20 protein-coding genes are annotated in these 22,878 nt (G+C 73.5%); 6 read left to right on the forward strand and 14 right to left on the reverse strand.

Translation table 11 applies throughout. The features are described from left to right. Positions 1 to 91: 91 nt before the first annotated feature. The 3 genes from ACFYPD_RS23845 to ACFYPD_RS23855 all read right to left on the reverse strand — a co-directional run bounded on the left by ACFYPD_RS23845 (position 92) and on the right by ACFYPD_RS23855 (position 3,350). Positions 92 to 1,000 (reverse strand): hypothetical protein, encoded by a 909-nt coding sequence (locus ACFYPD_RS23845; protein WP_387117418.1) that lies wholly within the window; start codon positions 998 to 1,000, stop codon positions 92 to 94. A gap of 164 nt (positions 1,001 to 1,164) precedes the next feature. Next, on the reverse strand, positions 1,165 to 2,820 hold the full coding sequence (locus ACFYPD_RS23850) for a CocE/NonD family hydrolase (RefSeq protein ID WP_387117420.1): 1,656 nt from the start codon (positions 2,818 to 2,820) through the stop codon (positions 1,165 to 1,167). Between the two features lie 2 nt (positions 2,821 to 2,822). Beyond that, the gene (locus ACFYPD_RS23855; protein ID WP_387118101.1) at positions 2,823 to 3,350 is read right to left on the reverse strand and encodes a MarR family winged helix-turn-helix transcriptional regulator; all 528 of its coding nucleotides are present in this window, start codon (positions 3,348 to 3,350) and stop codon (positions 2,823 to 2,825) included. 139 nt (positions 3,351 to 3,489) lie between these two features. Between ACFYPD_RS23855 and ACFYPD_RS23860 the strand changes: the two genes are divergently transcribed. Beyond that, positions 3,490 to 5,625 (forward strand): MMPL family transporter, encoded by a 2,136-nt coding sequence (locus ACFYPD_RS23860; RefSeq protein ID WP_387117423.1) that lies wholly within the window; start codon positions 3,490 to 3,492, stop codon positions 5,623 to 5,625. Positions 5,626 to 5,669: 44 nt separating this feature from the next. On the opposite strand, the gene ACFYPD_RS23865 is transcribed toward ACFYPD_RS23860, so the two are convergent. Both ACFYPD_RS23865 and ACFYPD_RS23870 read right to left on the reverse strand, forming a co-directional pair. Continuing rightward, the gene (locus ACFYPD_RS23865) at positions 5,670 to 6,545 is read right to left on the reverse strand and encodes a transglycosylase SLT domain-containing protein (RefSeq protein WP_387117425.1); all 876 of its coding nucleotides are present in this window, start codon (positions 6,543 to 6,545) and stop codon (positions 5,670 to 5,672) included. 30 nt (positions 6,546 to 6,575) lie between these two features. Further along, positions 6,576 to 8,030: a DedA family protein gene (locus ACFYPD_RS23870; protein WP_387117428.1), complete on the reverse strand. Its 1,455-nt coding sequence runs from the start codon at positions 8,028 to 8,030 to the stop codon at positions 6,576 to 6,578. A gap of 132 nt (positions 8,031 to 8,162) precedes the next feature. Here ACFYPD_RS23870 and typA point away from each other — a divergent pair, with 132 nt between their 5' ends. Beyond that, on the forward strand, positions 8,163 to 10,031 hold the full coding sequence (gene typA / locus ACFYPD_RS23875) for a translational GTPase TypA (RefSeq protein WP_387117431.1): 1,869 nt from the start codon (positions 8,163 to 8,165) through the stop codon (positions 10,029 to 10,031). Between the two features lie 173 nt (positions 10,032 to 10,204). Here typA and ACFYPD_RS23880 read toward each other — a convergent pair whose 3' ends face one another. Continuing rightward, a complete protein-coding gene (locus tag ACFYPD_RS23880) occupies positions 10,205 to 10,870 on the reverse strand; it encodes a class I SAM-dependent methyltransferase (RefSeq protein WP_387117434.1) in 666 nt (221 codons plus the stop codon). 66 nt (positions 10,871 to 10,936) lie between these two features. On the opposite strand from ACFYPD_RS23880, the gene ACFYPD_RS23885 reads away from it, so the two are divergent. After that, complete coding sequence (locus ACFYPD_RS23885) at positions 10,937 to 11,803, forward strand: serine hydrolase (RefSeq protein ID WP_387117437.1); 867 nt, start codon at positions 10,937 to 10,939, stop codon at positions 11,801 to 11,803. A gap of 3 nt (positions 11,804 to 11,806) precedes the next feature. Here ACFYPD_RS23885 and ACFYPD_RS23890 read toward each other — a convergent pair whose 3' ends face one another. Then, the gene (locus tag ACFYPD_RS23890) at positions 11,807 to 12,604 is read right to left on the reverse strand and encodes a tyrosine-protein phosphatase (protein ID WP_387117440.1); all 798 of its coding nucleotides are present in this window, start codon (positions 12,602 to 12,604) and stop codon (positions 11,807 to 11,809) included. A 44-nt stretch (positions 12,605 to 12,648) separates the two neighbouring features. Here ACFYPD_RS23890 and ACFYPD_RS23895 point away from each other — a divergent pair, with 44 nt between their 5' ends. Beyond that, a complete protein-coding gene (locus ACFYPD_RS23895; protein ID WP_387117443.1) occupies positions 12,649 to 13,746 on the forward strand; it encodes a mandelate racemase/muconate lactonizing enzyme family protein in 1,098 nt (365 codons plus the stop codon). Positions 13,747 to 13,795: 49 nt separating this feature from the next. Next, a complete protein-coding gene (locus ACFYPD_RS23900) occupies positions 13,796 to 14,713 on the forward strand; it encodes an NlpC/P60 family protein (RefSeq protein ID WP_387117446.1) in 918 nt (305 codons plus the stop codon). Between the two features lie 54 nt (positions 14,714 to 14,767). Here ACFYPD_RS23900 and ACFYPD_RS23905 read toward each other — a convergent pair whose 3' ends face one another. The 3 genes from ACFYPD_RS23905 to pnuC all read right to left on the reverse strand — a co-directional run bounded on the left by ACFYPD_RS23905 (position 14,768) and on the right by pnuC (position 17,885). After that, positions 14,768 to 15,766 (reverse strand): TerC family protein, encoded by a 999-nt coding sequence (locus ACFYPD_RS23905; RefSeq protein ID WP_387117448.1) that lies wholly within the window; start codon positions 15,764 to 15,766, stop codon positions 14,768 to 14,770. Positions 15,767 to 16,134: 368 nt separating this feature from the next. Further along, complete coding sequence (locus ACFYPD_RS23910) at positions 16,135 to 17,235, reverse strand: AAA family ATPase (protein WP_387117451.1); 1,101 nt, start codon at positions 17,233 to 17,235, stop codon at positions 16,135 to 16,137. Next, entirely contained in the window at positions 17,232 to 17,885 is a 654-nt protein-coding gene (gene pnuC / locus ACFYPD_RS23915; protein ID WP_387117454.1) for a nicotinamide riboside transporter PnuC, read from the reverse strand. Before pnuC ends, ACFYPD_RS23910 begins: the two co-directional genes overlap by 4 nt. 103 nt (positions 17,886 to 17,988) lie before the next feature. Between pnuC and ACFYPD_RS23920 the strand changes: the two genes are divergently transcribed. Next, positions 17,989 to 18,282 carry an antibiotic biosynthesis monooxygenase family protein gene (locus ACFYPD_RS23920; protein WP_387117457.1) on the forward strand — a complete coding sequence of 98 codons (294 nt, stop codon included), beginning with the start codon at positions 17,989 to 17,991 and terminating at the stop codon, positions 18,280 to 18,282. Positions 18,283 to 18,410: 128 nt separating this feature from the next. Here ACFYPD_RS23920 and ACFYPD_RS23925 read toward each other — a convergent pair whose 3' ends face one another. The 4 genes from ACFYPD_RS23925 to uvrB all read right to left on the reverse strand — a co-directional run bounded on the left by ACFYPD_RS23925 (position 18,411) and on the right by uvrB (position 22,750). Next, the gene (locus tag ACFYPD_RS23925; RefSeq protein ID WP_387117460.1) at positions 18,411 to 19,310 is read right to left on the reverse strand and encodes a DUF5753 domain-containing protein; all 900 of its coding nucleotides are present in this window, start codon (positions 19,308 to 19,310) and stop codon (positions 18,411 to 18,413) included. Positions 19,311 to 19,391: 81 nt separating this feature from the next. Next, on the reverse strand, positions 19,392 to 19,760 hold the full coding sequence (locus ACFYPD_RS23930) for a VOC family protein (protein WP_387117463.1): 369 nt from the start codon (positions 19,758 to 19,760) through the stop codon (positions 19,392 to 19,394). 25 nt (positions 19,761 to 19,785) lie between these two features. Further along, the gene (locus tag ACFYPD_RS23935; protein WP_387117466.1) at positions 19,786 to 20,616 is read right to left on the reverse strand and encodes a helix-turn-helix domain-containing protein; all 831 of its coding nucleotides are present in this window, start codon (positions 20,614 to 20,616) and stop codon (positions 19,786 to 19,788) included. A gap of 25 nt (positions 20,617 to 20,641) precedes the next feature. Further along, positions 20,642 to 22,750, reverse strand: a complete 2,109-nt coding sequence (gene uvrB / locus ACFYPD_RS23940; protein WP_387117469.1) for an excinuclease ABC subunit UvrB — start codon at positions 22,748 to 22,750, stop codon at positions 20,642 to 20,644. Positions 22,751 to 22,878 lie beyond the last annotated feature (128 nt).

Below are 22,878 nucleotides of genomic sequence, written 5' to 3' on the forward strand. Positions count from 1 at the left end.
AGCAAGAGCTGTTGCGCAATGCCTGTTGCTGAACTTTCTGGTCGGCGGAGCCGGGAACCGCGGCGCGGCACTCGCCGCGGGTCGGGCCCGCTCAGGAGGTCAGCCGCCGGGACAGCTCGTCGGCGACGTCGCGGGCGATCTGCGGCGGGATCGCCTCGGCGATCTTCTCCGGTGGCAGCCCGGCGAGGACCCCGGTGACGATCTGCTCCTCGTCGGTGAAGTCCCGGTTGGAAAGCGCGTTCACCTGCGCCACGAGCGCCGGCCAGGCCCGCGCCATGGTCAGCATCTGCTGCAGCGGTGAGTTCGCCTGGGGCTGGGTGATCAGGCCGGTGCTGTTGGCCGGCGAGATGAGCCAGTTGCGCAGGTTCTCCAGGTCGGCCAGGACGTCACCGACGGTCCGGTTCGCGGATCCGGTGTTCCTGACGAGCTTGTCGGTCTGTTCCATGTCGGGCTCCGGTTTCGGTGGGGCGATCAGGCCGATCGCGGTCAGGTAGCGACGGAACAGCGGGGTCTGGTCCCGGCCCGCCTTCGTCGAGTCACGGAAGAAGCTGAAGTGGGTGTGGAACAGGTGGCTGCTGTCCCCGGTGGTGCGCTTGCCCAGCCGGTCCCAGCGCTTCACGGTCCTGCCGTCCGGGGAGTAGATGATCTCCCGGATGTCCCTGGCGTCCGCGGCGTCCGCGGCGCACTGCGACACGAACCAGGCGGAGAGGGTACGCAGGTTGTGCGTGGCGCCGCCGGACGAGACCGAGAACGTCCCGACGTCCAGCGCGGACGCGTGCAGGGTCAGCCCGGAGGAGTCCCGGGTGGACTCCACCACCGAGTAGTCCCCGGGCACCACGCGGTCGGATCCGCAGTGGTATCCGCCCCTGTGGTGGGGATCGCCGACGATGCCGACCTCGGCCGGCTCCAGGTCCTGACTCCGTACGGTGTCCTTGTCGACGTTGAGGTGGGTGAGCAACAGGTTGCGGACGGCCAACAGGTTCGCCGGAGCCGACGTCATGGGATCTCCCCTCCGGATCGATGGCCGATGGGGCACGACAATCACTACGCGTGAGCACGCATGATCCGGGGACGCACCCCACCGGATAGCTGCACGGCACCGGGCACTTGCCCCGAGGATATCCACACAGGAAATGAATGCCCAGCTCAGAGCACTATCTGGAACTATGGGCCGACTGTGGACGGCGCCGGCACGACCGGCAGGACCAAGGCCGAAGGATGCTCGGAATCGTGCAGGATCTCCCGCCAGCCGGCACGAAGAGTGACGGCGGTGCCGAGCGGCTCGCCGGTGCCCGGGTTCCGCGCATAGCGCGGGTGGGCGCCGCCGGAGACCTGGACACGGAGCCGGTGGCCGGGTGCGAAGCGGTGTGCGGCCGGCCAGAGGGTGACCGGCACCCGGACCACACCGGACGCGTCGCGCGGGAAGCGTCCGGGAGCCACCCGGACCAGACCGTCGCAGACGTTCCAGGACCGCCCCCGCCGGTCGACGTCGCAGAGCCGGACGAAGACGTCCAGGTAGGACAGCTCGCTGCGGACGTGGATCTCGGCGTGCACCGGGCCGACCACCTCGACCGGCCCGGCCAGCGGCGCGCTGGTGTACGTCAGCACGTCCGGCCGGGCCTCCACCGGCCGGTTGTCCACCGCGCCGGCCCGCTGGGCGACCAGCAAGGGGCCGCCGAGCGACGGCGTGGGGTCGGCCGGGTCGTAGAAGAGCCGGTCGGGTGGGGAGCCGGCCGGCGGCGCGGGGGCCAACGCGCGGTCGGTGTGCAGGTGCCAGCGGGTCGGCTCGGCCGGCGGGGGCCAGCCGGGCAGGTCACGCCAGCCGCCGCCAGCCCCGCCGACGTGCACCCGGACCGGCGCGCGGCGCGGGGCCGGGCGCCCGGCCAGGTGTTCGTCGAGCCAGTCGAGCCCCTCGCACAGGGCCGCCAGAAGAAGCCCGGGGCTGCCGTGGGTCCACGGGCCGATCGTCAGCCGGGGGCGGGCGCCGGCCGCCCGGAGCCGGGCGTAGTCGTCGAGCTGGGCGGGGAGGAAGATGTCCTGCCAGCCGCTGACCATCGCCACGGGCGCGCGGACCTCCGCGATCCGGTCGCCGAAGATCCGGGTCCGCCAGTAGTCGGCGTCCGGCGTGTGGTGGCGCAGCCACTCCTGGAAGAACGGCACGGTCGCCCCGGTGGCGATCCGGTCCGCTTCGGCCAGCGGCAAGTGGGCCAGCGCCCGGGTGAGCCGGGGCTGCCCGCGCTTGAGCTCCCACTGCCGGGCCAGCCAGGGCACGGTCTGCGCCTGGAGCAGCTCCGCCCAGGTGAGCACCGTGTCCAGCGCGAACGACTCGCCCGCGTACGTCGAGTCCCGGGTGGCCGAGGCGGTGACCACGGCGACCATCGCGCGCAGCTCGTCGGCCGCCTCGGCGGCGAGCGCCCACTGCACGAACCCCTGGTAGCTGGCGCCGAACATGCCGAACGCGCCGGTCCACCAGGGTTGCCGGCGCAGCCAGTCGAGGGTGTCCAGGCCGTCGTCGCGCTCGTGCACCAGCGGGGCGAACTCGCCGCCGGAGCCGTACGTGCCCCGGCAGGACTGGATCACCACGTGGTAGCCGCGTTCGGCGACGAGGCGCCCGAGCAGCCGGACGGGACCACCCCGCCCGTACGGCGTGCGGATCAGCACGCAGGCCGCCCCGGGCAGGTCCGGGGCGTAGTGGTCGGTGCGCAGCGTCACGCCGTCGCGGACCCGGACCGGGAGGTCCCGGGTGACCGTGATCCGCCGGGTCCGGGCGGCGGGCAGCCGCAGCGCCGCCGCGGCGAGCCGGGTGACGAGGCCCTGCACGCTCAGTCCGCGGCGGGTTCCGGCGCGCCGCGCCGAGGCTCGTCCCGGGCCGCGCGCACGGCGTCGCGGTGCTCGCGCATCGAGAGCACCATCTCGGCCATGAACCGGTGCACGACGGTCAGCTCGTCGTCGCTGAACCGGGCCATCACCTCGTCGGTCCGCCGGCCGAGCGGACCGAAGAAGCTACGGGCCAGGGTGGCGCCCCGGTCGGCGTAGTGCAGGAGGACCTTGCGCCGGTCGGCGGTGTCCCGGTCGCGCCGGATGTGCCCGCCCCGCTCCAGCCGGTCGATCAGCGCGGTCACCGAGCCGGAGGAGAGGTGGAGCGCCTCCCCCAGCCGCCCCGGGGTGATCGGGTCACCGAGCAGCTCGGCGTCCATCACCGCGATGAGGGCGTGCAGGTCGGTGGCGTTGAGGCCGTGCAGGCCGGCGAACGCGTGCCCGATGTGCTGCGCGTCCACCGAGTAGCGGCGCAGGTCGTTGGTGATGTCGGCGATCATCCGCCCGCGCCGGTCGTCCCGCCGCCGGTACATGCTCTGCGCTGCCACGTCTCGCCGCTACCTCCTGCCCGAACCGTCCGGTTGCAGCATAGAACCTCCACCGATAATCTCGCTCATCAAGATACTTGGTCAGCGAGATTCATCACCGCACCGCTCACGTGAGGGCACCCCGATGTCACTGTTCACCCGCGTCGCCCGGGGCCGGCTGGCCGCCTGGCTCACCGTGGCCGCCGCGCTCGTCGTCGGCGCGGTCGTCTTCGGACTCCCCCGCCCCGACAACCCCGATCCCGTCTCCGCCACCGGCCTCTCCGTGCGGTGGCAGTCGACGCAGGTCGAGCGCCTCCAGGACCAGCTCCCGGACAGCGACGTGCAGCCCGCCGTCGTGGTGGTCAGCCGCGCCGACCGCGCCCCGCTGGCCGCGACCGACCGGGCCGCGCTCGACGGCGCATCCGCCGCGCTGAACCGGCTCACCGCCGGCGGGAAGGTCGCGCCGGCCCAGTTCTCCCCCGACGGCACCGTGGCGCTGGTCGCCGTGCCGCTGCCCGCCGCGGGCGGCCAGGAGGCCGTGGTCGACGAAGTGGCCACGCTCCGCGCGGCGCTCGCCGACCTGCCCGACGCGCTGACCGTCGAGGTGACCGGCGCCCCCGCCTTCACCGCCGACCTCACCAAGGTCTTCGACGGCGCCGACATCACCCTGCTGGCGGTCACGGCCGGCGTCGTGGCGCTGCTGCTGCTGATCACCTACCGCAGCCCGTTCCTGTGGATCGTGCCGCTGCTGGTGGTCGGCGCGACCGAACAGCTCACCCTGCGCGCCGTCGACACGATCGTGCCGGCGCTCGGCATCCACCTCCAGGAGGGCCAGGTCACCGGCATCGCCAGCGTGCTCGTCTTCGGCGCGGCGACCGACTACGCGCTGCTGCTGATCGCCCGCTACCGGGAGGAACTGCACCGCGAGCAGAACCGGTTCACCGCGATGCGCGCCGCCCTGCGCCGGACCGCCGAGCCGATCCTGGCCAGCGGCTCCACCGTGGTGCTCGGCGTACTCACCCTGCTGCTGTCGCAGCAGGAGACCAACCGGGCGCTCGCCGTGGCCTGCGCCACCGGTGTGGTCTTCGCCATGCTCTCCGCGCTCTTCGTGCTCCCCGCCGCCCTGGTGCTCTTCGGGCGCGGGCTGTTCTGGCCGTTCGTACCCCGGGTCGGCGGCAGCGCGCGGGAGGGCCGGCTCTGGGGTCGGCTGGGCGTCGCCGTCGCCCGCCGGCCGCTGCCGGTCGCCGCGCTGTCCACCCTGCTCCTCGCCGCCCTCGCCCTCGGCGGCCTGGGCATCCGCACCGGACTGTCCGAGACCGAGCAGTTCCGGGTGAAGCCGGAGGCGGTGGCCGGCGCCGAGACCCTGGCCCGGGCCTTCCCGGCGGGCGCCACCCAGCCGGTCGCCGTGCTCACCAACCCGGGCGCGGCCCAGGCCGTGCTGGCCGCCGCCGGCGCGGTCGACGGGGTCGCCTCCGCCCGGCCCGGCGCCGCCGGCGACCGGGTCGCCCAGGTCGACGTGGTGCTGGGGGCCGAACCGGGCACCGCCGCCTCGGACCGGGCCGTCGAGGCGCTGCGCGACGCGGTCGCCGCCGTGCCGCACTCCGCGCCACCCGCGGTCGCCGGCGCCGACACCCCCGGGGGCGCGCTGGTCGGCGGTACGGTGGCCGCCACCTACGACTCGGACCGGGCGAACACGAAGGACCTGTGGCTCATCCTGCCGATCATCCTGCTGCTGGTCGGGGCGGTGCTGGTGCTGCTGCTGCGCGGGCTGCTGGCCCCGGTGCTGCTGGTGCTGACGGTCATCGCGTCGTTCTTCGCCAGCCTCGGCGCGGCCTGGCTGCTCTTCGACCGAGTGCTGGGCTTCCCGGCGCTGGACAGCGGGGTGCTGCTGCTCGCCTTCGTGTTCCTCGTGGCGCTCGGCGTGGACTACAACATCTTCCTGGTCACCCGGGCCCGCGAGGACGCCCGCCGGGTCGGCACCCGGGACGGGATGCGCTCCGCGCTGCGGGTCACCGGCGGGGTCATCACCAGCGCGGGCGTGCTGCTCGCGGCCGTCTTCGCCGTGCTCGGCGTGCTGCCGCTGATCACCCTCACCCAGATCGGGATCATCGTCTGCGTCGGCGTCCTGCTGGACACGCTGCTGGTCCGCACGGTGCTGGTGCCGGCGCTGGCGTTCGGACTCGGCGACCGGTTCTGGTGGCCGGGGCGGATCGCCCGCGAACCGGACGCCCCGGCGCAGGCGCCCTCGACGCCCGTCGCACCGGCCGGCGCGCGGGACTGAACAGGGCGGGGCCCCGGCGATCCTCCGCCGGGGCCCCGCCCTGTTCAGTACTCCAGGCAGACGCACTCGGTCATCAAGGCCCGCACGTTGCGCACGTACTGCGGGTTGGGGATCGCCAGCGGCTCGCCCGCCCGGGCCACCGCGCCGTGCCCGTAGTTGTACGCCGCGATCACCGCGTTCAGCAGGCAGGAGTTCAGCTCCGACGTGCAGAGCGAGGCGTCCAGCCGGTAGTCCGCCTCGAAGTACATGTCGCCGATGTACTTGGTGAGCCAGGCCAGGTAGGTGCCGCCCAGGTAGGCGTTGTCGCGGTAGGCGTCGATGTCGTACGACTGGCCGAACCGCTGGTTCATCCAGTCCGCGGTGGCGGGCATGACCTGCATCAGCCCGATGCCGCCGTCGCAGGCCACGATGTTGGACTGCCAGCCGCTCTCCTGCCAGGCGGTGGCCTTCAGCAGGGTCAGCGGGATCTTGATGTCCGGCGCCGAGGTGGGCCAGTAGGTCCGCCCCGCCGCGTCGGACAGCGCCGACTTCACCTGGCTGCGGGTCGCCTGGGTGCCCCGGTAGCTGGGCTCGCACCCGCTCGCCGGTGGCTTCGGCGGGGGCGGCGGCACCTGGGTCTCGGTGGGCGGCTTCGGCTTGGCGAGCGGGCCGGTGGACGTGCGGGTCGGCTTGGGCTTCGGCTTCGACGACGCACTCGGGCTGGGCTTGACGCTGGGTTTCCCGCCCATCGCCGCGACCGCCGGCGGTTCGTCGCTCGGCAGGTCGGCGGGGCCGTCCGCCGGCGCCTCGGCGGGCACCTCGGCGGGCACCTCGGCCGCCACCTCGCGGGTCGGCTCCTCGCCGCCGCACCCGCTGACCACGCTCGCCGCCAACAGCGCGGCGACTGCCGCCGTGGCCCAGCGGCCCACTCCTCGACGCATCAGACCTCCCCCGTGGTCGTCCGCCGCACCCTAGCAGGGGTCGACGGGCCGGCGGGGTACCCGCGACGCCGGCCGGGAGGCCCGCGGCCGCGGCGGTCCGTCCCCTGTGGCCGGTCCCGCCGGGCCGGCCGACGGGTCGTCCCCGCCGACCGCGTGGTCCCGGGTGGCCCAGGCGACCACGAACACGGTGACCCAGGCCGCCCCGAGCAGCACCGACGTGGCCGTGCCGCTGGCCGTGCTCCACCCCAGGTAGAGGCGGGCGCCGGTGACGGCGACCACGCCGGCCAGCGCGCCCGTCCACACCGCCACCGCCACCGGCCAGCGGGCGCCCCGGGACAGCAGCCAGGCCAGCGTGCCGAGACTCGCCGTGACCACCGCGTTCTGGGTGGGCAGCACGTCCGGGGCGCCGTCCGGGCCGCCCGGTCCGGTCAGGCCGGCGACCACGACCAGCACCACCAGCGGCACGAACGCCCCCACCGTGCCGAGCACGCTGAGCAGGTCGGCCCGCCAGGGCCGGCTCCGCCAGGCCACCACGACCGCCACGAGGGCCACCGCGGCGATCAGCACCCAGCCGCGCAGCACCGAGACCGCGGCCAGCGCCGTGTCGGCCACCCCGGGGGTACGCCGGGCGGCGAACCAGTCCGCGAGGAGCCCGTCGAGCACCCCCAGCCCGCTGTGCCGGACCACCGCCTCCAGCACGGCCGCCACGGCCAGCCCGGCGGCGAAGAGCAGCAGCAGGCCGGCGGCGAGGTTGATCAGCAGCGTCCCGGCCGGGCCGAACCGCATGGCGACCAGGAAGAAGAACACCCCGTAGCGGGCGCGCAGCCAGCGCAGCGGTGGCAGGGCGGCGGCCCGGGCGGCGAGCGCCCGCACCGGGTCCGGGTTGCGGCCCAGCCAGCGGCCGGCCAGCACCACGCCGATCAGGCAGACCAGCAGCACGAGCACCGCGCCGGTGGCCCGGCCCAGGAACCGCGACACCCGCTCGTAGGACTCGCCGGCGGCGTAGCCGACCAGCACGGAGGCGGCGACCCAGCTCACCACCCCGGCCAGGTTCCACGGCGCGAACCGCCGGTACGGCAGTCCTGCCGCGCCGGCCAGCCGGGGCGCCAGGGTGCGGGCGAAGGCCACCCAGCGGGCCACCAGCACGCCCCGGCCGCCGAGCCGGTCGAGCAGCGAGTCGGCGCGCCGCCACCGCTGCGGCCCGATCCGGGCACCGAGGCCGGAGGCACGCAGTTTCGGCCCGTACCGGCGGCCGGCCCGGTAGGCGAGTGTGTCTCCGATCACGGCGGCAGCGGTCATGGCCAGCAGCGCCGGAATAATCCGCAGCGTCCCCGCGTAGGCTAAGAAGCCGACCAGCAGCAGGGTCGCCTCACCCGGCACCAGCAGCCCGAAGATCACCGCGGTCTCGCCCGCGACGATTGTCGCGGCGACCAGGTAGATCAGCAGAGGCGGCAGCTCCTGCAGCCAGTTCAGCAGGTCAGGCATCCGGTCCCCCGCACGGGAGTCAGCATGCCAGTCGCTGGAACGGTCGGGACAGCACTTTCGGCAGAGATCCGGGCGATCTCGGGGTGACCCCCGAGGCGTGCCCCGGCAACCGCAGACAGGAGTATGGAGGGTATGCAGCTACGCACCGACCTCCGCAACGTCGCCATCATCGCCCACGTCGACCACGGCAAGACGACCCTGGTCGACGCCATGTTGCGGCAGGCCGGCGCCTACGGCGCCCGTGGTGAGGACACCGAGCGGGTCATGGACTCGATGGACCTCGAGCGGGAAAAGGGCATCACCATCCTGGCCAAGAACACCGGCGTGCGGTACATGCCGGCGGACGGCTCCGACCCGGTCACCATCAACATCATCGACACCCCCGGCCACGCCGACTTCGGTGGTGAGGTCGAGCGCGGCCTGACCATGGTCGACGGGGTGGTGCTGCTGGTCGACGCCAGCGAGGGCCCGCTGCCGCAGACCCGGTTCGTGCTGCGCAAGGCCCTCAAGGCCCGGATGCCGATCATCTTGGTGATCAACAAGGTGGACCGGCCGGACGCCCGGATCAAGGAGGTCGTGGATGACACGTACGAGCTCTTCCTCGACCTGGACGCCGACGAGGAGCAGATCGACTTCCCGATCGTCTACGCCTGCGCCCGCGACGGCATCGCCTCGCTGACCCAGCCGGCCGACGGCTCGGTGCCCGACGACAGCCACAGCCTGGAGCCGCTGTTCCGCACCCTGTTGGACACCATCCCGGCGCCCGCGTACGACGAGGACGCGCCCCTGCAGGCGCACGTCACCAACCTCGACGCCTCGCCGTTCCTCGGCCGCCTGGCGCTGTGCCGGGTCCGGCAGGGCACGATCAGCAAGGGCCAGACGGTCACCTGGTGCCGCACCGACGGCAGCAGCCAGCGGGTCCGCATCTCCGAGCTGCTGATGACCGAGGGCCTGGAGCGCAAGCCGGCCGACTCGGCCGGCCCGGGCGACATCATCGCGGTCGCCGGCATCCCGGAGATCATGATCGGTGAGACCCTCGCGGACGCGGAGAACCCGATCCCGCTGCCGCTGATCACCGTCGACGAGCCGGCCATCTCGATGACCATCGGCACCAACACCTCGCCGCTGGTCGGCCGGGTCAAGGGCGCCAAGGTCACCGCCCGCATGGTCAAGGACCGGCTCGACAAGGAGCTCGTCGGCAACGTGTCGCTGCGGGTGCTGCCCACCGAGCGGCCGGACGCCTGGGAGGTGCAGGGCCGCGGTGAGCTGGCCCTGGCCATCCTGGTCGAGCAGATGCGCCGCGAGTCCTACGAGCTGACCGTCGGCAAGCCGCAGGTGGTCACCCGGGAGATCGACGGCAAGACCTGCGAGCCGGTCGAGCGGCTGACCATCGACGCCCCGGAGGAGTACCTGGGCGCCATCACCCAGCTCCTCGCGACCCGCAAGGGCCGCATGGAGCAGCTGGTCAACCACGGCACCGGCTGGATCCGGATGGAGTGGCTGGTCCCGGCGCGCGGCCTGATCGGCTTCCGCACCGAGTTCCTCACCGACACCCGGGGCACCGGCATCCTGCACCACGTCTTCGAGTCGTACGAGCCGTGGTTCGGCGAGCTGCGGACCCGGCAGAACGGTTCGCTGGTCGCCGACCGCGCCGGCGCGGTGACCTCGTTCGCCATGATCAACCTGCAGGAGCGCGGCCAGCTCTTCGTCGAGCCGACCACCGAGGTGTACGAGGGCATGATCGTCGGGGAGAACTCCCGCTCCGACGACATGGACGTCAACATCACCAAGGAGAAGAAGCTCACCAACATGCGGGCCTCGACCTCCGACGAGACCGAGAAGCTGATCCCGCCGCGCAAGCTGTCGCTGGAGCAGGCCCTCGAGTTCTGCCGCGAGGACGAGTGCGTCGAGGTGACCCCGAACGCGGTGCGGATCCGCAAGGTGGTGCTGGACCAGACCCAGCGCGGCCGGATGGCCGCCCGCCGCAAGCACGCCGGCTGACCACACAGCCGCCCGGAGCCCGGCCCGCCACTCGGCGGACCGGGCTCCGCCCGTTCCACCCCGGCGCCCCACCTGCGTCGATCATGAAGTTTGGCGGCAGTTTCGGAGATCCACACCGGCGCCAACTTCATGATCGACCCGCGAGGCGGGCGGGCGGGAAGGCGGGTGGGGGGTCAGGCGGGTTTGGTGGCCTGGAAGGCCAGGACGTCGGGGACGGGGCCGGGACCGGACTCGCGGACGGCGGTCAGGGTCAGGCCGGCGGCCGTGACCGCGTTGAGCAGATCGGCCAGGGGCAGGTGCCAGGCGCCGACCCGGGCGCGGACACCGGTGTCGTTCCAGGACCGGAAGGTGCGCTCCCGCTCGGCGTACCCGCCGTCGATCACCGCCCGGCCCGGCTCGGAGCGGTCGGCGAACGCGCCGACGAAGCAGGGGTGCACGCCGATGTGGACCAGCCGCCCGCCGGGCGCCAGTATCCGGGCCGCCTCGGCGATCGCCGCCGGGTAGTCCGGCATGTCGGTGTGAGCGAGCACGCAGGCCACGGCCGGCAGAGCGCCGGCCGGCAGGGGCAGCGCGGTCGCGTCGGCCCGGGCCACCGGGAGCCGCCCCCGGGCGTGGCGCAGCTGCCCGCCCGACAGGTCCACCCCGACCGGCTGCCAACCCAGCCGACGCAGCTCGGCGGCGTGCGCCCCGGTGCCGCAACACAGGTCGAGGCAGCGCCCCGGACCGGGACCGAGCAGCTCGGCCAGCACCGACCGGACCCGGTCGCTGTAGTCGGTGGCGGTGGTCGTGACGTAGTCGTCGTACCAGTCGGCGATGGCGTCGTACGCGGCGGTCGTCATCTCCGCACGCTAGACCCGGCCCGGCCCGGACCGCAGCCCCCGCGATGATCCGCTACGGTCACCGGCATGACCTGGGAGGATCTCGACGCGCACCTGGACCGGGTGCCCGGCACCGTGTCCGCGTACGTGGGGCGACTCGGCGCCCCGCCCACCTGGAGCCGGCAGGCCGACGCCACCCACTACGCGGCCAGCACCATGAAGGTCGCCGTGCTGGTGGCGCTGCACCGCGCCGCCGAGGCCGGCCGGCTCGACCTGGACCAGCCGATCCCGGTGCGCAACAGCTTCGACTCCGCCCTGCCCGGCGCACCCCGGTTCACCAACGCCCAGCACTACGACAACGACGACGCGGTCTGGGCGCGGGTGGGCGGTGAGGCGCCGCTGCGCTGGCTCGCCGAACGGATGATCGTCCGCTCCAGCAACCTGGCCACCAACATCTGCATCGGTCAGGTCGGGCTGCCCGCCGTGGCCGAGGCGTGGACGCTGGCCGGGGCCCGGCACAGCGTCACCGGCCGCGGCATCGAGGACTTCGCGGCCCGCGACGCCGGCATCGACAACCTGGTCACCGCCGCCGACCTGGCCGCCGTGCTCGGCGAGCTGGCGCTCGGCGCGCGCCGGCCCGGCCCGCTCGCCTCGCCGGCCGGCTGCGCGGCCATGCTGGACGTGCTGTTCGCCCAGGAGCACCGCGAGGACCTCGCCGCCGGACTGCCCGAGGGGACCCGGATCGCCCACAAGAACGGCTGGGTACGCGGCATCCGGCACGGCGCCGGCGTGGTCTTCCCCTCCGACGCCCCGCCGTACGCCGTCGTGGTCTGCACCACCACCGACCTGGCCGACGGCGGCCCGAGCGGCGAGGAGGTCGAGGACGACGCCTGCCGGCTGATCGCGCACGTCTCCGCGCGGGTCTGGGCGGCCCGGCACGACCTGGCCGGGTAGCGCTCAGTCCAGCAGGTTCGCGCGCAGCGCGGCCAGCGTCCCGTCGGTCAGCCCCAGGCCGTCGCGCAGGTACGCGTCGAACGTGCCGTGCACCCGGCGCACCTCGTCGTAGGCGGCGTCCAGGTACTCCGGCCGCACCTCCAGCAGCGGCCGGGCGACCGCCGGGTCCAGGTCCGGCCGGCGGCGGGTCATGGCGGCCAGCAGCACCTCGCGCAGGCTCTCGGTCAGCTCGTTGTGCCGCAGGTAGTCGGCCCGGATCGCCGGCTCGTCCACCCCGAGCGCGGTGAGCAGCACCACCGACAGCCAGCCGGTGCGGTCCTTGCCGGCCGAACAGTGGAACAGCAGCGGCAGGTTCGCCCCGTCGGCGGCCAGCCGCACCGCCGTCCCGAACCCCTCCCGGGCCGACTCCCCGGTGACGAACCAGCGGTAGATCCCCGCCATCGCCCCCGGCATGCCGTCCCGGGCCAACTCCTCGTACGCGTCGAGGTCGTGGCCGAGCAGCACCGCCGAGACGTAGGTGAACACCGGGTGGGCCGCGTCGTAGACCGGTAGGTGCACCACCCGCGGCTCGCCGGCCAGGCGGTCGGGCGGGGCGACCGCCTGCTCGGTGGCGTGCCGCAGATCCACCACGCAGGCCGGGGCCAGCTTGCCCAGCACCGGCAGGTCCTCGTCGGTGAGCCGGCCGAGCGCCGCGGTGCGGATCAGCCGGCCGGCGCGTACCCGCCGCCCGTCCGAGGTGGGCAGCCCGCCCAGGTCACGGGCGTTCGGCGCGCCCACCAGCTCCCAGTCCCGCCCGGTCATCGGCCCTCCCCGGTTCGCCGTCAGCTCCGTATAGGGTGCCCCACATGACGATCGCCGCGGTACGCACCCACCGGCTCTCGGCCCCCTTACACACCCCGTTCGTCACCGCGCTGCGCCGCACCACCACCGTGGACACCCTGGTCGTCGAGGTGGTGGACACCGACGGGCGGTCCGGTTTCGGCGAGGCGCCGCAGGTCTGGCAGGTGACCGGCGCGTCGATCGCCGGCGCCGAGGCGTGCGTCCAGCAACTGCTCGGGCCACTGCTGACCGGGCGGGACGCCGACGACCTCCAGGCCCGCTGCGCCGAGGTGCGCCGCGCGGTGGTGGGCAACGAGTCGGCCCGGGCCGCCGTCGACGTCGCCCTGCACGACCTGGCCGCGCGGCGGCTCGGCGTACCCCTCGTGCGGTTGCTCGGCGGCACCGCGCTGCGCGTCCCGACGGACGTCACCCTGGCCGCGGGCGACGCGGTGGACCTGGCCACGGCCGCCACCCGGCGCCGGGCCGAGGGGTTCACCGTGCTGAAGCTCAAGGTCGGCACCGACGCGCGCGGCGACCTGGACCGGGTACGCGCGGTCCGCGCCGCGGTCGGGCCCGAGGTGCGCATCCGGTTGGACGCCAACCAGGGCTGGACCCCGCGCGAGGCGGTCCGGGTGATCCGCGGCATCGAGGACGCCGGGCTCGACGTCGAGCTGGTCGAGCAGCCGGTGCACCGGCGGGACCTGGACGGGTTGGCCTGGGTCAGCGACCGCGTGGAGCTGCCGGTCCTCGCCGACGAGTCGGTCTTCGACCTGCGCGACCTGGTCGAGGTGATCCGCCGCCGGGCGGCCGACATGGTCAACGTCAAGCTGGCCAAGTGCGGCGGTCTGCACACGGCCCGGACACTGCTCGACCTGGCCGCCGCGCACGGCATGGGCACGATCGTCGGCTCCATGATGGAGAGCCAGGTGGGCGTCGGCGCGGCGGCGAGCCTGGTCGCCGCCTACGGCACCACGGCCGTGTCGGACCTCGACGCCGCCTGGTGGCTGGCCTGGTCGCCGGTCGCCGGCGGGATCCGGTACGACGGCGCGACCGTCGTGCTGCCGGACGCCCCCGGGCTCGGGATTTCGAACGTGAATGAAGCAAAGGTTCAGGCGCGTGGTTGAGCGCCGTTGGATTTTTTCATAGGGTCGCTCGAGAGAGGTGGGGGTGGGCATGGAGATTCAACCGGGCCGCGAGGCCGTCGTCCGGGTCCCGGTGGCGACCCTCTGGAGCACCCCCGAGGCGGTCCGCCCCGTCGACCGCCCCGCGCTGGGCGACCCGCCGGACGTCGCCGCCTGGATCGCCGGCATGGATCGCGACCAGCAGGTCGGCGACTGCGTCCTGACCCAACTGCTGCTGGGCGAGCGGGTGCTGGTCACCGAGGTGCGCGCGGACGGCTGGGCACACGTCGTCGCCCTGGCGCAGCCCGCCCCCAAGCTCGACGTACGCGGCTATCCGGGGTGGCTGCCCGCCGCCCAGCTCACCGCCCCGGCGGAGCCCGGCCCACCGGCCACCCCGCTGGTCGTGGACGCCGGCCACACCGCGCTGCGCGCGGCCCCCGACGGCCCGCCGGTCCTGGCAAGCGTGGTCCTCGGCACCCGCCTCACCGCGGCCGGGCGGCCCGTGGACGGCTGGCGGCCGGTCCGCGCGCCCGGTCGGGCCGACCCGCTCTGGGCCCCGGAGGGCGACCTGGTCCCGCTGCCCGCCGAGCGGCCGGAGGCCAAGGAGGTGCTCGCCCTCGCCGAGCGGCTGCGCGACCTGGTCTACATCTGGGGCGGGCGGTCCACCGACGGCATCGACTGCTCGGGCCTGGTGCACCTGGCCTGGCGCCGGTACGGCCTCACCCTGCCCCGGGACGCCGACGACCAGGCCGAGGCGACCACTCCCCTGGCGCTCGGCGAGGAACGCCCCGGCGACCTCTACTTCTTCGCCCGGCCGGGCCGCCGGATCCACCACGTCGGCATCGTCAGCACGGAGCCGCAGGGCGAGATCCGGCGGATGCTGCACGCCTGCTACGTGAAACGGCGGGTCGTGGAGGAGCGGCTTCCCCCGGACCGGGAGGCCACCCTGGTCGGCGCCCACCGGATCTGACCCCGTACGCCGAAAGGGGCGCCCCCGACCCGGGGGCGCCCCTTTTTCGCGCGGTCAGCGACGGGCCTCGGCCAGTTCGCGGCGCCGGTCGCGGGACGACTTGACCAGGCTGGCCGCGGTGGCCGCGGCGAGAGTGCCCAGAATGACGGTGAGCGACAGCCAGATCGGGATGTGCGGGGCCCACGCCACGTGCTCGCCGCCGTTGACGAACGGCAGGTTGTTGTCGGCCAGGGCCTCCAGGACCAGCTTGACCCCGATGAAGCCGAGCACCACGGCCAGGCCGTAGCTGAGGTAGATCAGCCGGTCCAGCAGGCCGCCGAGCAGGAAGTAGAGCTGCCGCAACCCCATCAGCGCGAACACGTTCGCGGTGAAGACCAGGTACGGCTCCTGGGTGATACCGAAGATCGCCGGGATCGAGTCCAGGGCGAAGATCAGGTCGGTGGTGCCGATCGCGATCATCACGATCAGCATCGGGGTGAACAGCCGCCGCCCGTTCTCGTGGGTGGTCATCCGCGCCCCGTCGAAGTCACGGGACAGCGGCAACGCCTTGCGGCTCCACCGGATCAGCAGGTTCTCGCTGAACTCGTCCTCGTCCGGCTCCCCCTGGCGGGCCAGGTTGACCGCCGTGTAGATCAGGAAGGCGCCGAAGATGTAGAACACCCAGGAGAACTGGGAGATCAGCGCGGCGCCGGCGGCGATGAAGCCACCCCGCATGACCAGCGCCAGCAGGATGCCGATGAGCAGCACCTTCTGCTGATACTGCCGGGGCACGCCGAAGCGGGCCATGATGATCACGAAGACGAAGAGATTGTCCACCGAGAGGCTGTATTCCGTGAGCCACCCGGTGTAGAACTGGCCCGCCACGCTGGGGCCTGAGGTGAGCCACAGCCCCGCCCCGAAGAGCAGGGCCAGCGCCACGTAGAAGCCGACCCACAGGCTCGACTCGCGGACGCTGGGCTCGTGCGGGCGGCGACCGATGATGAAGAGGTCGACCAGCAGGACCGCGGTCAGCCCGATCAGCGTCCCCGCCCACACCACTCCGGACACGTTCAAATCCATCCTCCGGCAGACACACAGCGTCGGGCACACCGTACGCCGGGTGAGGAGCCGGGGTGCGTCGACGCTGACTCTGGTGACTGTCGGAGGTCTCTTCCGCCACCGACCCGGAAGCGGGTCGGTGACCGACGGAGCCGGGTCGTGCCACCGGGGGGCCCGGCGCTCTTCCGTGCTGACGACTCCGTCGCGAGGGAATACTCCCCTCCTCGGTCGCCATTGTTCACCATCGGCCCGGGTCACCGCATCTTCGGGGGTCCCGTTTGCCGGGGTACGGGTCTTCTGGTGTGGGGCAGGTCTCGCAGCGCAAGGCGCCCTAGGAGGCTAGGTGTTGGGGCGGGGCCGGCCCTCCGCCGAGCGGGAGTCGATCAGGAGGGCCCGGCAAGCAGCGGGGCGCTGAAGGACCAGCCGGCGGCCAGCAGGACGTCGCAGGCGGCGACGGCCGCCGCCAGCCGCTCCTCGTGCCGGCCGCGCAGCTCGACCACCGGCACCCCGCAGCCGGCCAGCTCCTCCCGGAACCGTCCGGTCATCCAGGCCCGCAGGTGCTCCCCGTCGCGCAGGCCGTCGTCGGCGAACGGCACCCCCTCGTGGTCCGTCAGCAGGTACAGCGCCGGCCGGCGGGCGGCCGCCCGGACCGCCTCCGACGAGGACCCGAGGTAGCGCTCCTCCCAGATCCCGGTGGCCCGCGCGTCGGTGTCGCAGAACAGCAGCGGGCCGCTGGTCCGCGCCGCCGCGTCCTCGGCCGCCTGCTGCTCGCGGACCACCTCGACGAAGTCGTCCCGGTCCCAGGTGACGTCGACGATCGTCGCCTCCGGCCGACGGCGCCGCAGCTCGGCCAGCTTGCGCTCGGTCAGCTCGCGGCCGTACTCCGGGACCCAGGGGGTGCGGTAGTGGTCGGCGAGCGCCGCGGCCATCGTCGTGGTGCCGGTGGACTCGGCCCCGACCACCACGACCCGACGGACCAGCCAGGCCCGCACCGGCGGGCTCAGGCGATGCCAGTGCGCGGCAGGGTCCGCGCGCACGGCGGTGCCGGAGACCGGCACCGCCCGCCGGTCCAGGTCCACGCAGACCGCGACCGCGTCGAAACGACGGGCCAACTCCTCGCCGTACGCCTCGGAGGAGAAGACCGCGTCCACCGGCTCCCCGCCGAGCGCGTCGGCGAACACCGCGCAGTGCAGATCCCAGATCGCCGGGTCGGCGTAGTCGACGGGGTGGTCGTCGTACCGGCCGACGAACCGCACCCAGGGCGTGGCGGCGTGCGCCTCGCGCAGCCAGGCGACCCGCAGGTCGAGCGGGATCGACTCGCGCCGGGACGGCGCGACCACCACGGTGACCGCCGCGCAGCGGGCCGCGGCCGCCTCGATGAGGGCGTGGTGCCCGGCGTGCGGCGGGTAGAACTTGCCCACCACCAGGCCGTGCCGGAACTCCCGGCCCGCGACCGCGCGGCCCGGCTCGCTTCCCGCGCTCACGCCGCGACGGGAGCCGGGCCGGGCGGCACCGGGGTCGCCGCCGAGCGCCGGCGCAGGTCCGCCCGCCACTCCCGCAGCCCGACCACGCAGAGCGCCAGGAAGATCAGGTAGAGGCCGCCGGTCAGCCAGAGTCCCTTGTACGCGTAGAGCGGGATGTAGATGAGGTCGGCGGCGATCCACAGCCACCAGCTCTCCACCAGCTTGCGGGTCTGGCCGTAGGTGGCGAGCAGCGACAGCGCCGTGGTGACCGCGTCGGCCAGCGGCACCGTGGAGTCGGTGGCCCGGTCCAGCAGCGCCCAGAGCCCGGCGGTGAGCAGCACGCCGGCCACACCGAGCGCCCACCACTCCCGCCGGCCGGTCCGGGCCACGGTCAGCCGGCTGCGCCGCTCCCCGCCGAAGAGCCAGTGCCACCACCCGTAGAGGCCGAGGACGACGTAGACGATCTGGAGGCCGGCGTCGGCGTACAGGCCGGCGGTCCAGAACAGCAGCATCAGCAGAAGCACGTTGGCGATGCCGATCGGCCAGTTCGCGATGTGCTGCCGGGCCACCAGCCAGACGTTGACCACACCGGTGGCGAAGCCGAGCAGCTCGGCCCAGGTGGTGCCGGCGCCCAGGACGGTGAACGCCGTGGCGGTGAGCCAGTCGAGCATGTGTTCCTCCCCCGTTTCCCGAGCGCCCACCCTAGAGGGGGTGTGGCGCGCGGAACAGCCCCCGGGGCGTATCCGCCGGGTGCCGGCGTGCGAGGCTTCCGGCATGGTTCTTGAGGTCGCGCTGATCGACGTGACGCCCGGAAACGAGGACGACTTCGCCGCCGCCTACGCGCAGGCGCACCCGATCCTCGCCGGCACCGAGGGCTGCCGCTCGGTGCGGATGACCCGCGGCATCGAGTCGCCGTCCCGGTTCGTACTGCTCGTGGAGTGGGACTCGGTCGAGGCACACGACGTCAACTTCCGGCAGAGCGAGCGCTTCCCGCAGTGGCGTGGGCTGATCGGCCCGTACTTCGCCGGCCCGCCGCTGGTCGAGCACTTCCTCGACGTGCCGGCCTGAGCTGTCGTACCCCTGACATAGCCTGCGCTCGACGCGCCGGCCGCCGGTTCCGACGGACATCGGGGGCGCCGGACCCGGTGGCCGCGCGCCAACGCCGCGCGGCCACCGGCGGAACCGCTGCCCCCCGCTCAGTCGGGCTCGTGCGGTTCGCGGGGCCGGGGCACCGGCGCGGGGCCGAGCCGCCGGGTCAGCAGCTCCACCGTCTCCTCCGCCGGCAGCGCCGCCACTAGCAGCCAGTCGACCAGCTGCTCGTAGCGGGCGACGTCCGCCTCGGCGACCAGCCGCAGGTCGGTGGTGAGCGTCTCCACCAGCACGGTGCGCGGGTCGGCCGGGTCCGGGTACGCGTAGTAGGAGAACGGCGCGAGCGGATGCAGGTCGCCGTAGGGGGACGCGTCGCGGGGCAGCAGCCGGATCGTGACGTGCGGTCGTTCGGCGAGGATCGCCAGGTGGCGGAGCTGGTCCCGCCAGACCTCGGCGGGAAGGCCGCCCGGATCGCAGGCCCGCTCGTCGATCAGCGCGGTGTAGTGCGGCGGATCGGGCCGGCGCAACACCTCCTGGCGCACAGCACGGGCGCGGACGTCGGCCTCCACGTCCACGTCGTCGGCGAGCAGCGCGCCGGCCGACACCCGCAGCCGGGCGTACTCGGGCGTCTGGAGCAGCCCGGGCACCAACGCCGGTTGGTAGTCCACGATGCGGACCGCGCCCGCCTCCAGCTCCGCGTACGCCCGCTGCCGCTCCCCCATCTCACCCAGCGCCTTGGACCAGCCGCGGCCGGTGGCGGCGTCCCGGGCGATGACGATCAGCTCGTCCCGCTGATGGGGTGGCACCGCGTAGACGTCGAGCAGGTCGAGCACGTCGGCCAGGTCCGGCCGGCTCTGCCCCAGCTCGATGCGGGACAGCTTCGATGTGGACGCCCAGCCGAGCCGGCCGCAGACCTGCTCCAGGGTGAGCGACTCCCGGCGGCGCAGCCGGCGCAGCTCAGCGCCGAGCCGCACCCGCCGGACGACAGGACTTGCTGACAACGGCATGTGCGCCTCCCCACCGTGGGAGAGTACGCATGGCCGTCACTCAGGGCAATACCTTGCTCGCACAGAGCTATCGTCGAGGCGTCACGGGCGGTAGGTGCCGAAGGACCACACCAGGCCGGCCAGATCGCGGGCGGCGTAGTCCCGGGAGCCGTAGTCGGTGTCGAAGGGCGGACGGATGATCTCCGCACCGGCCGCCCGGGCCCGCTCGTGGTGCGCGTCGACGTCGTCCACTGCCACGTAGACGCGGAAGTCGTCGTCGGCCGGCCGGGTCACGGGGGCCGGCCCCGGGCCGAGCATGACGAGGTCGTCGCCATAGCCGAGCTGGGCGTGCCGCACCGTGCCGTCGGGCCCTTCGTGCACCTCGTGGACGGTCAGGTCGAACGCGGACCGGAGGAAGTCGACGGCGGCGCGGGCGTCGGGATACCGGAGGACCGGGTAGATGCTTCGCATGGGTCCGAGTCTGCCGCCGGCGGCGTCAGCCCGGATTGGACGAATGTGACCCGGCCAGCGCCGCGGGCGTGGCCCCGGCGAACTCGCGGAACTCCCGGATCAGATGCGACTGGTCGTAGTACCCGAACCGCACCGCCAGCTCCGCCCAGCCGCGCCCGCCCGGAGCGGGGTCCGCGCCGCCGACCAGCGTGGCGCCCACCATCGCGTACGCCCGCTGGAAGCGCAGCAGCCGGGCGACGGTCTTCGGCGGCAGGCCGAACTCCTGCCGGAATCGGACCGCCAGGTGGCGGCGGCTCCAGCCGATGTCCTCGGCCAGCGCGCCGACGCCCTGCGCGCCGCTGCTGCGGTCGAGCAGCCGCCAGGCCCGCAGCAGGCGCGGATCGACCGGCCCGGTCACCGCCAGCCGGGCGGCGAGGGCGGCGTCGAGCCGGGCGAACCGACCCGCCCAGTCGGGCAGATCGGCCAGCTCGTCGCGGAGCCGGACGAGCCAGCCACCGAGCCGGTCGACCGGGACCGCCCGGTTGGCCAGCTCGCCCAGCGGCAGCCCGAGCAGCCGGCGGGCGGCCGGGGCGGTCAGCAGCACCTGCACCCCGACGCCCTCGCCGGCCGTGCGGGTCGCGCACCAGCCGTCGAACGGCCCGGCCAGGAAGGCGCTCGTCCCGTGCGCACCCCGGTCGGCGGCGCGCGGATCGGTGACGTCCAGCGGGGCGCCCCACCCGAGGATCAACACCACGAAGGCGCCGGCCGCCTCCCGGCGCACCAGCGGGCCGGCCGCGTGCTCCCGGTAGCCGAGGTAGCGGTCCACGTAGGGCCGGAGCCCGGGGTCGGGGAGCCCGATCACGGCTTCGGTCAGCACGGCGGCCTCCCCCGACCCCGGGTCGTCACTTCACCCCGGCGGCGTCCATCCCGCGGAGTTCCTTCTTGAGGTCGGCGACCTCGTCACGGATGCGGGCGGCCAGCTCGAACTGCAGTTCCCGCGCGGCCGCGAGCATCTGGTCGTTGAGCTCCTGGATGAGGTCGGCCAGGTCGGCCCGGGCCATCCCCTCCCGCGACGGGGTCGCCGCGCCGCCGCGGCTCCGGCTGCGGGTCTCCTTGACCGGCGCCTTGCCCCGGGACAGCTGCCGGACGGCCCCGCCGACCCGGCTGTTCTCGGTGTCCTCCGCCTCGCGGTAGATGTCGTCGAGGATGTCGTGGATCTTCTTGCGCAGCGGCTCGGGGCTGATCCCGTTGGCCTCGTTGTGCGCGATCTGCTTGGCCCGGCGCCGGTTGGTCTCCTCGATCGCCTGGGCCATCGACGGGGTGATCTTGTCGGCGTACATGTGGACCTGGCCGGAGACGTTACGGGCCGCCCGGCCGATCGTCTGGATCAGCGACCGGCCGCTGCGCAGGAAGCCCTCCTTGTCGGCGTCGAGGATCGCCACCAGGGAGACCTCGGGCAGGTCGAGACCCTCCCGGAGCAGGTTGATGCCGACCAGCACGTCGTAGTCGCCCTTGCGCAGCTCGCGCAGCAGCTCCACCCGGCGCAGCGTGTCGACCTCGGAGTGCAGGTAGCGCACCCGGATGCCGTTCTCCAGCAGGTAGTCGGAGAGATCCTCGGCCATCTTCTTGGTCAGCGTGGTGACCAGGACCCGCTCGTCGCGCTCGGTCCGCAGCTTGATCTCGTGCATCAGGTCGTCGATCTGGCCCTTGGTGGGCTTCACGACGACCTCGGGGTCGATCAGGCCGGTGGGGCGGATCACCTGCTCGACGAACTCGCCCTGGGCCTTCTCCAGCTCCCACGGGCCAGGGGTGGCGGAGAGGAAGACCATCTGGCCGACCCGCTCCAGGAACTCGTCGAAGCGCAACGGCCGGTTGTCGGCCGCGCTGGGCAGCCGGAAGCCGTGGTCGATCAGCATCCGCTTGCGGGACGCGTCGCCCTCGTACATGCCGCCGATCTGCGGGATGGTCACGTGCGACTCGTCGACCACCGTCAGGAAATCGTCGGGGAAGTAGTCGAGCAGGCAGTGCGGCGGGCTGCCCGGCAACCGCCCGTCCATGTGCATGGAGTAGTTCTCGATGCCGGAGCAGAACCCGACCTGGCGCATCATCTCGATGTCGTAGGTGGTGCGCATCCGCAACCGCTGCGCCTCCAGCAGCTTGCCCTGCCGCTCCAGCTCGGCCAGCCGCTCGACCAGCTCGGCCTCGATGTCGCGGATCGCCCGCTCCATCCGCTCCGGGCCCGCCGCGTAGTGGGTCGCCGGGAAGATGACCAGCCCGTCGACCTCCTTGACCACGTCACCCGTGAGCGGGTTGAGGTAGTAGAGCTTCTCCACCTCGTCGCCGAACAGCTCGATCCGGACGGCCAGCTCCTCGTAGGCCGGGATGATCTCCAGCGTGTCGCCGCGGACCCGGAAGGTGCCGCGCTGGAAGGCCATGTCGTTGCGCGTGTACTGGATGTCGACCAGCCGGCGCAGCAGCTTGTCACGGTCGAGCTCCTGACCGACGGCGACCCGGACGGCCCGGTCGAGGTATTCCTCCGGGGTGCCCAGGCCGTAGATGGCCGAAACGGTGGCCACCACGATCACGTCGCGCCGGGTGAGCAGCGACATGGTCGCCGAGTGCCGCAGCCGCTCGACCTCCTCGTTGACCGAGGAGTCCTTCTCGATGTAGGTGTCGGTCTGCGGGATGTAGGCCTCGGGCTGGTAGTAGTCGTAGTAGGAGACGAAGTATTCGACCGCGTTCTGCGGCAGCAGCTCGCTGAACTCCTTGGCGAGCTGCGCGGCGAGGGTCTTGTTGGGCGCGAGCACCAGGGTCGGCCGTTGCAGCCGCTCGACCAGCCACGCCGTGGTGGCGCTCTTGCCGGTGCCGGTCGCGCCGAGCAGCACCGTGTTACGGTCGCCGCGTCGCACACGACGCTCAAGATCGTCGATGGCTGCCGGCTGGTCGCCGGCCGGCTGGAACTCGCTGACGACCTGGAAGCGGCCGTCGAGCCGGGGAATGTCGAGCGCCATGACCTCAACGGTACGCCCGAGGTCCGACACTTCCGGGCCGAGCGCGCACCGTCCCTGATCGGCTTCGATATTCCCATTGTGTGGCTCATCTCACCGGACTACCCTCGTACCGTAGGCCGCTCGCGGCG

The sequence above is a fragment of the Micromonospora sp. NPDC005299 genome (assembly GCF_042872345.1).
Lineage (GTDB): Bacteria > Actinomycetota > Actinomycetes > Mycobacteriales > Micromonosporaceae > Micromonospora.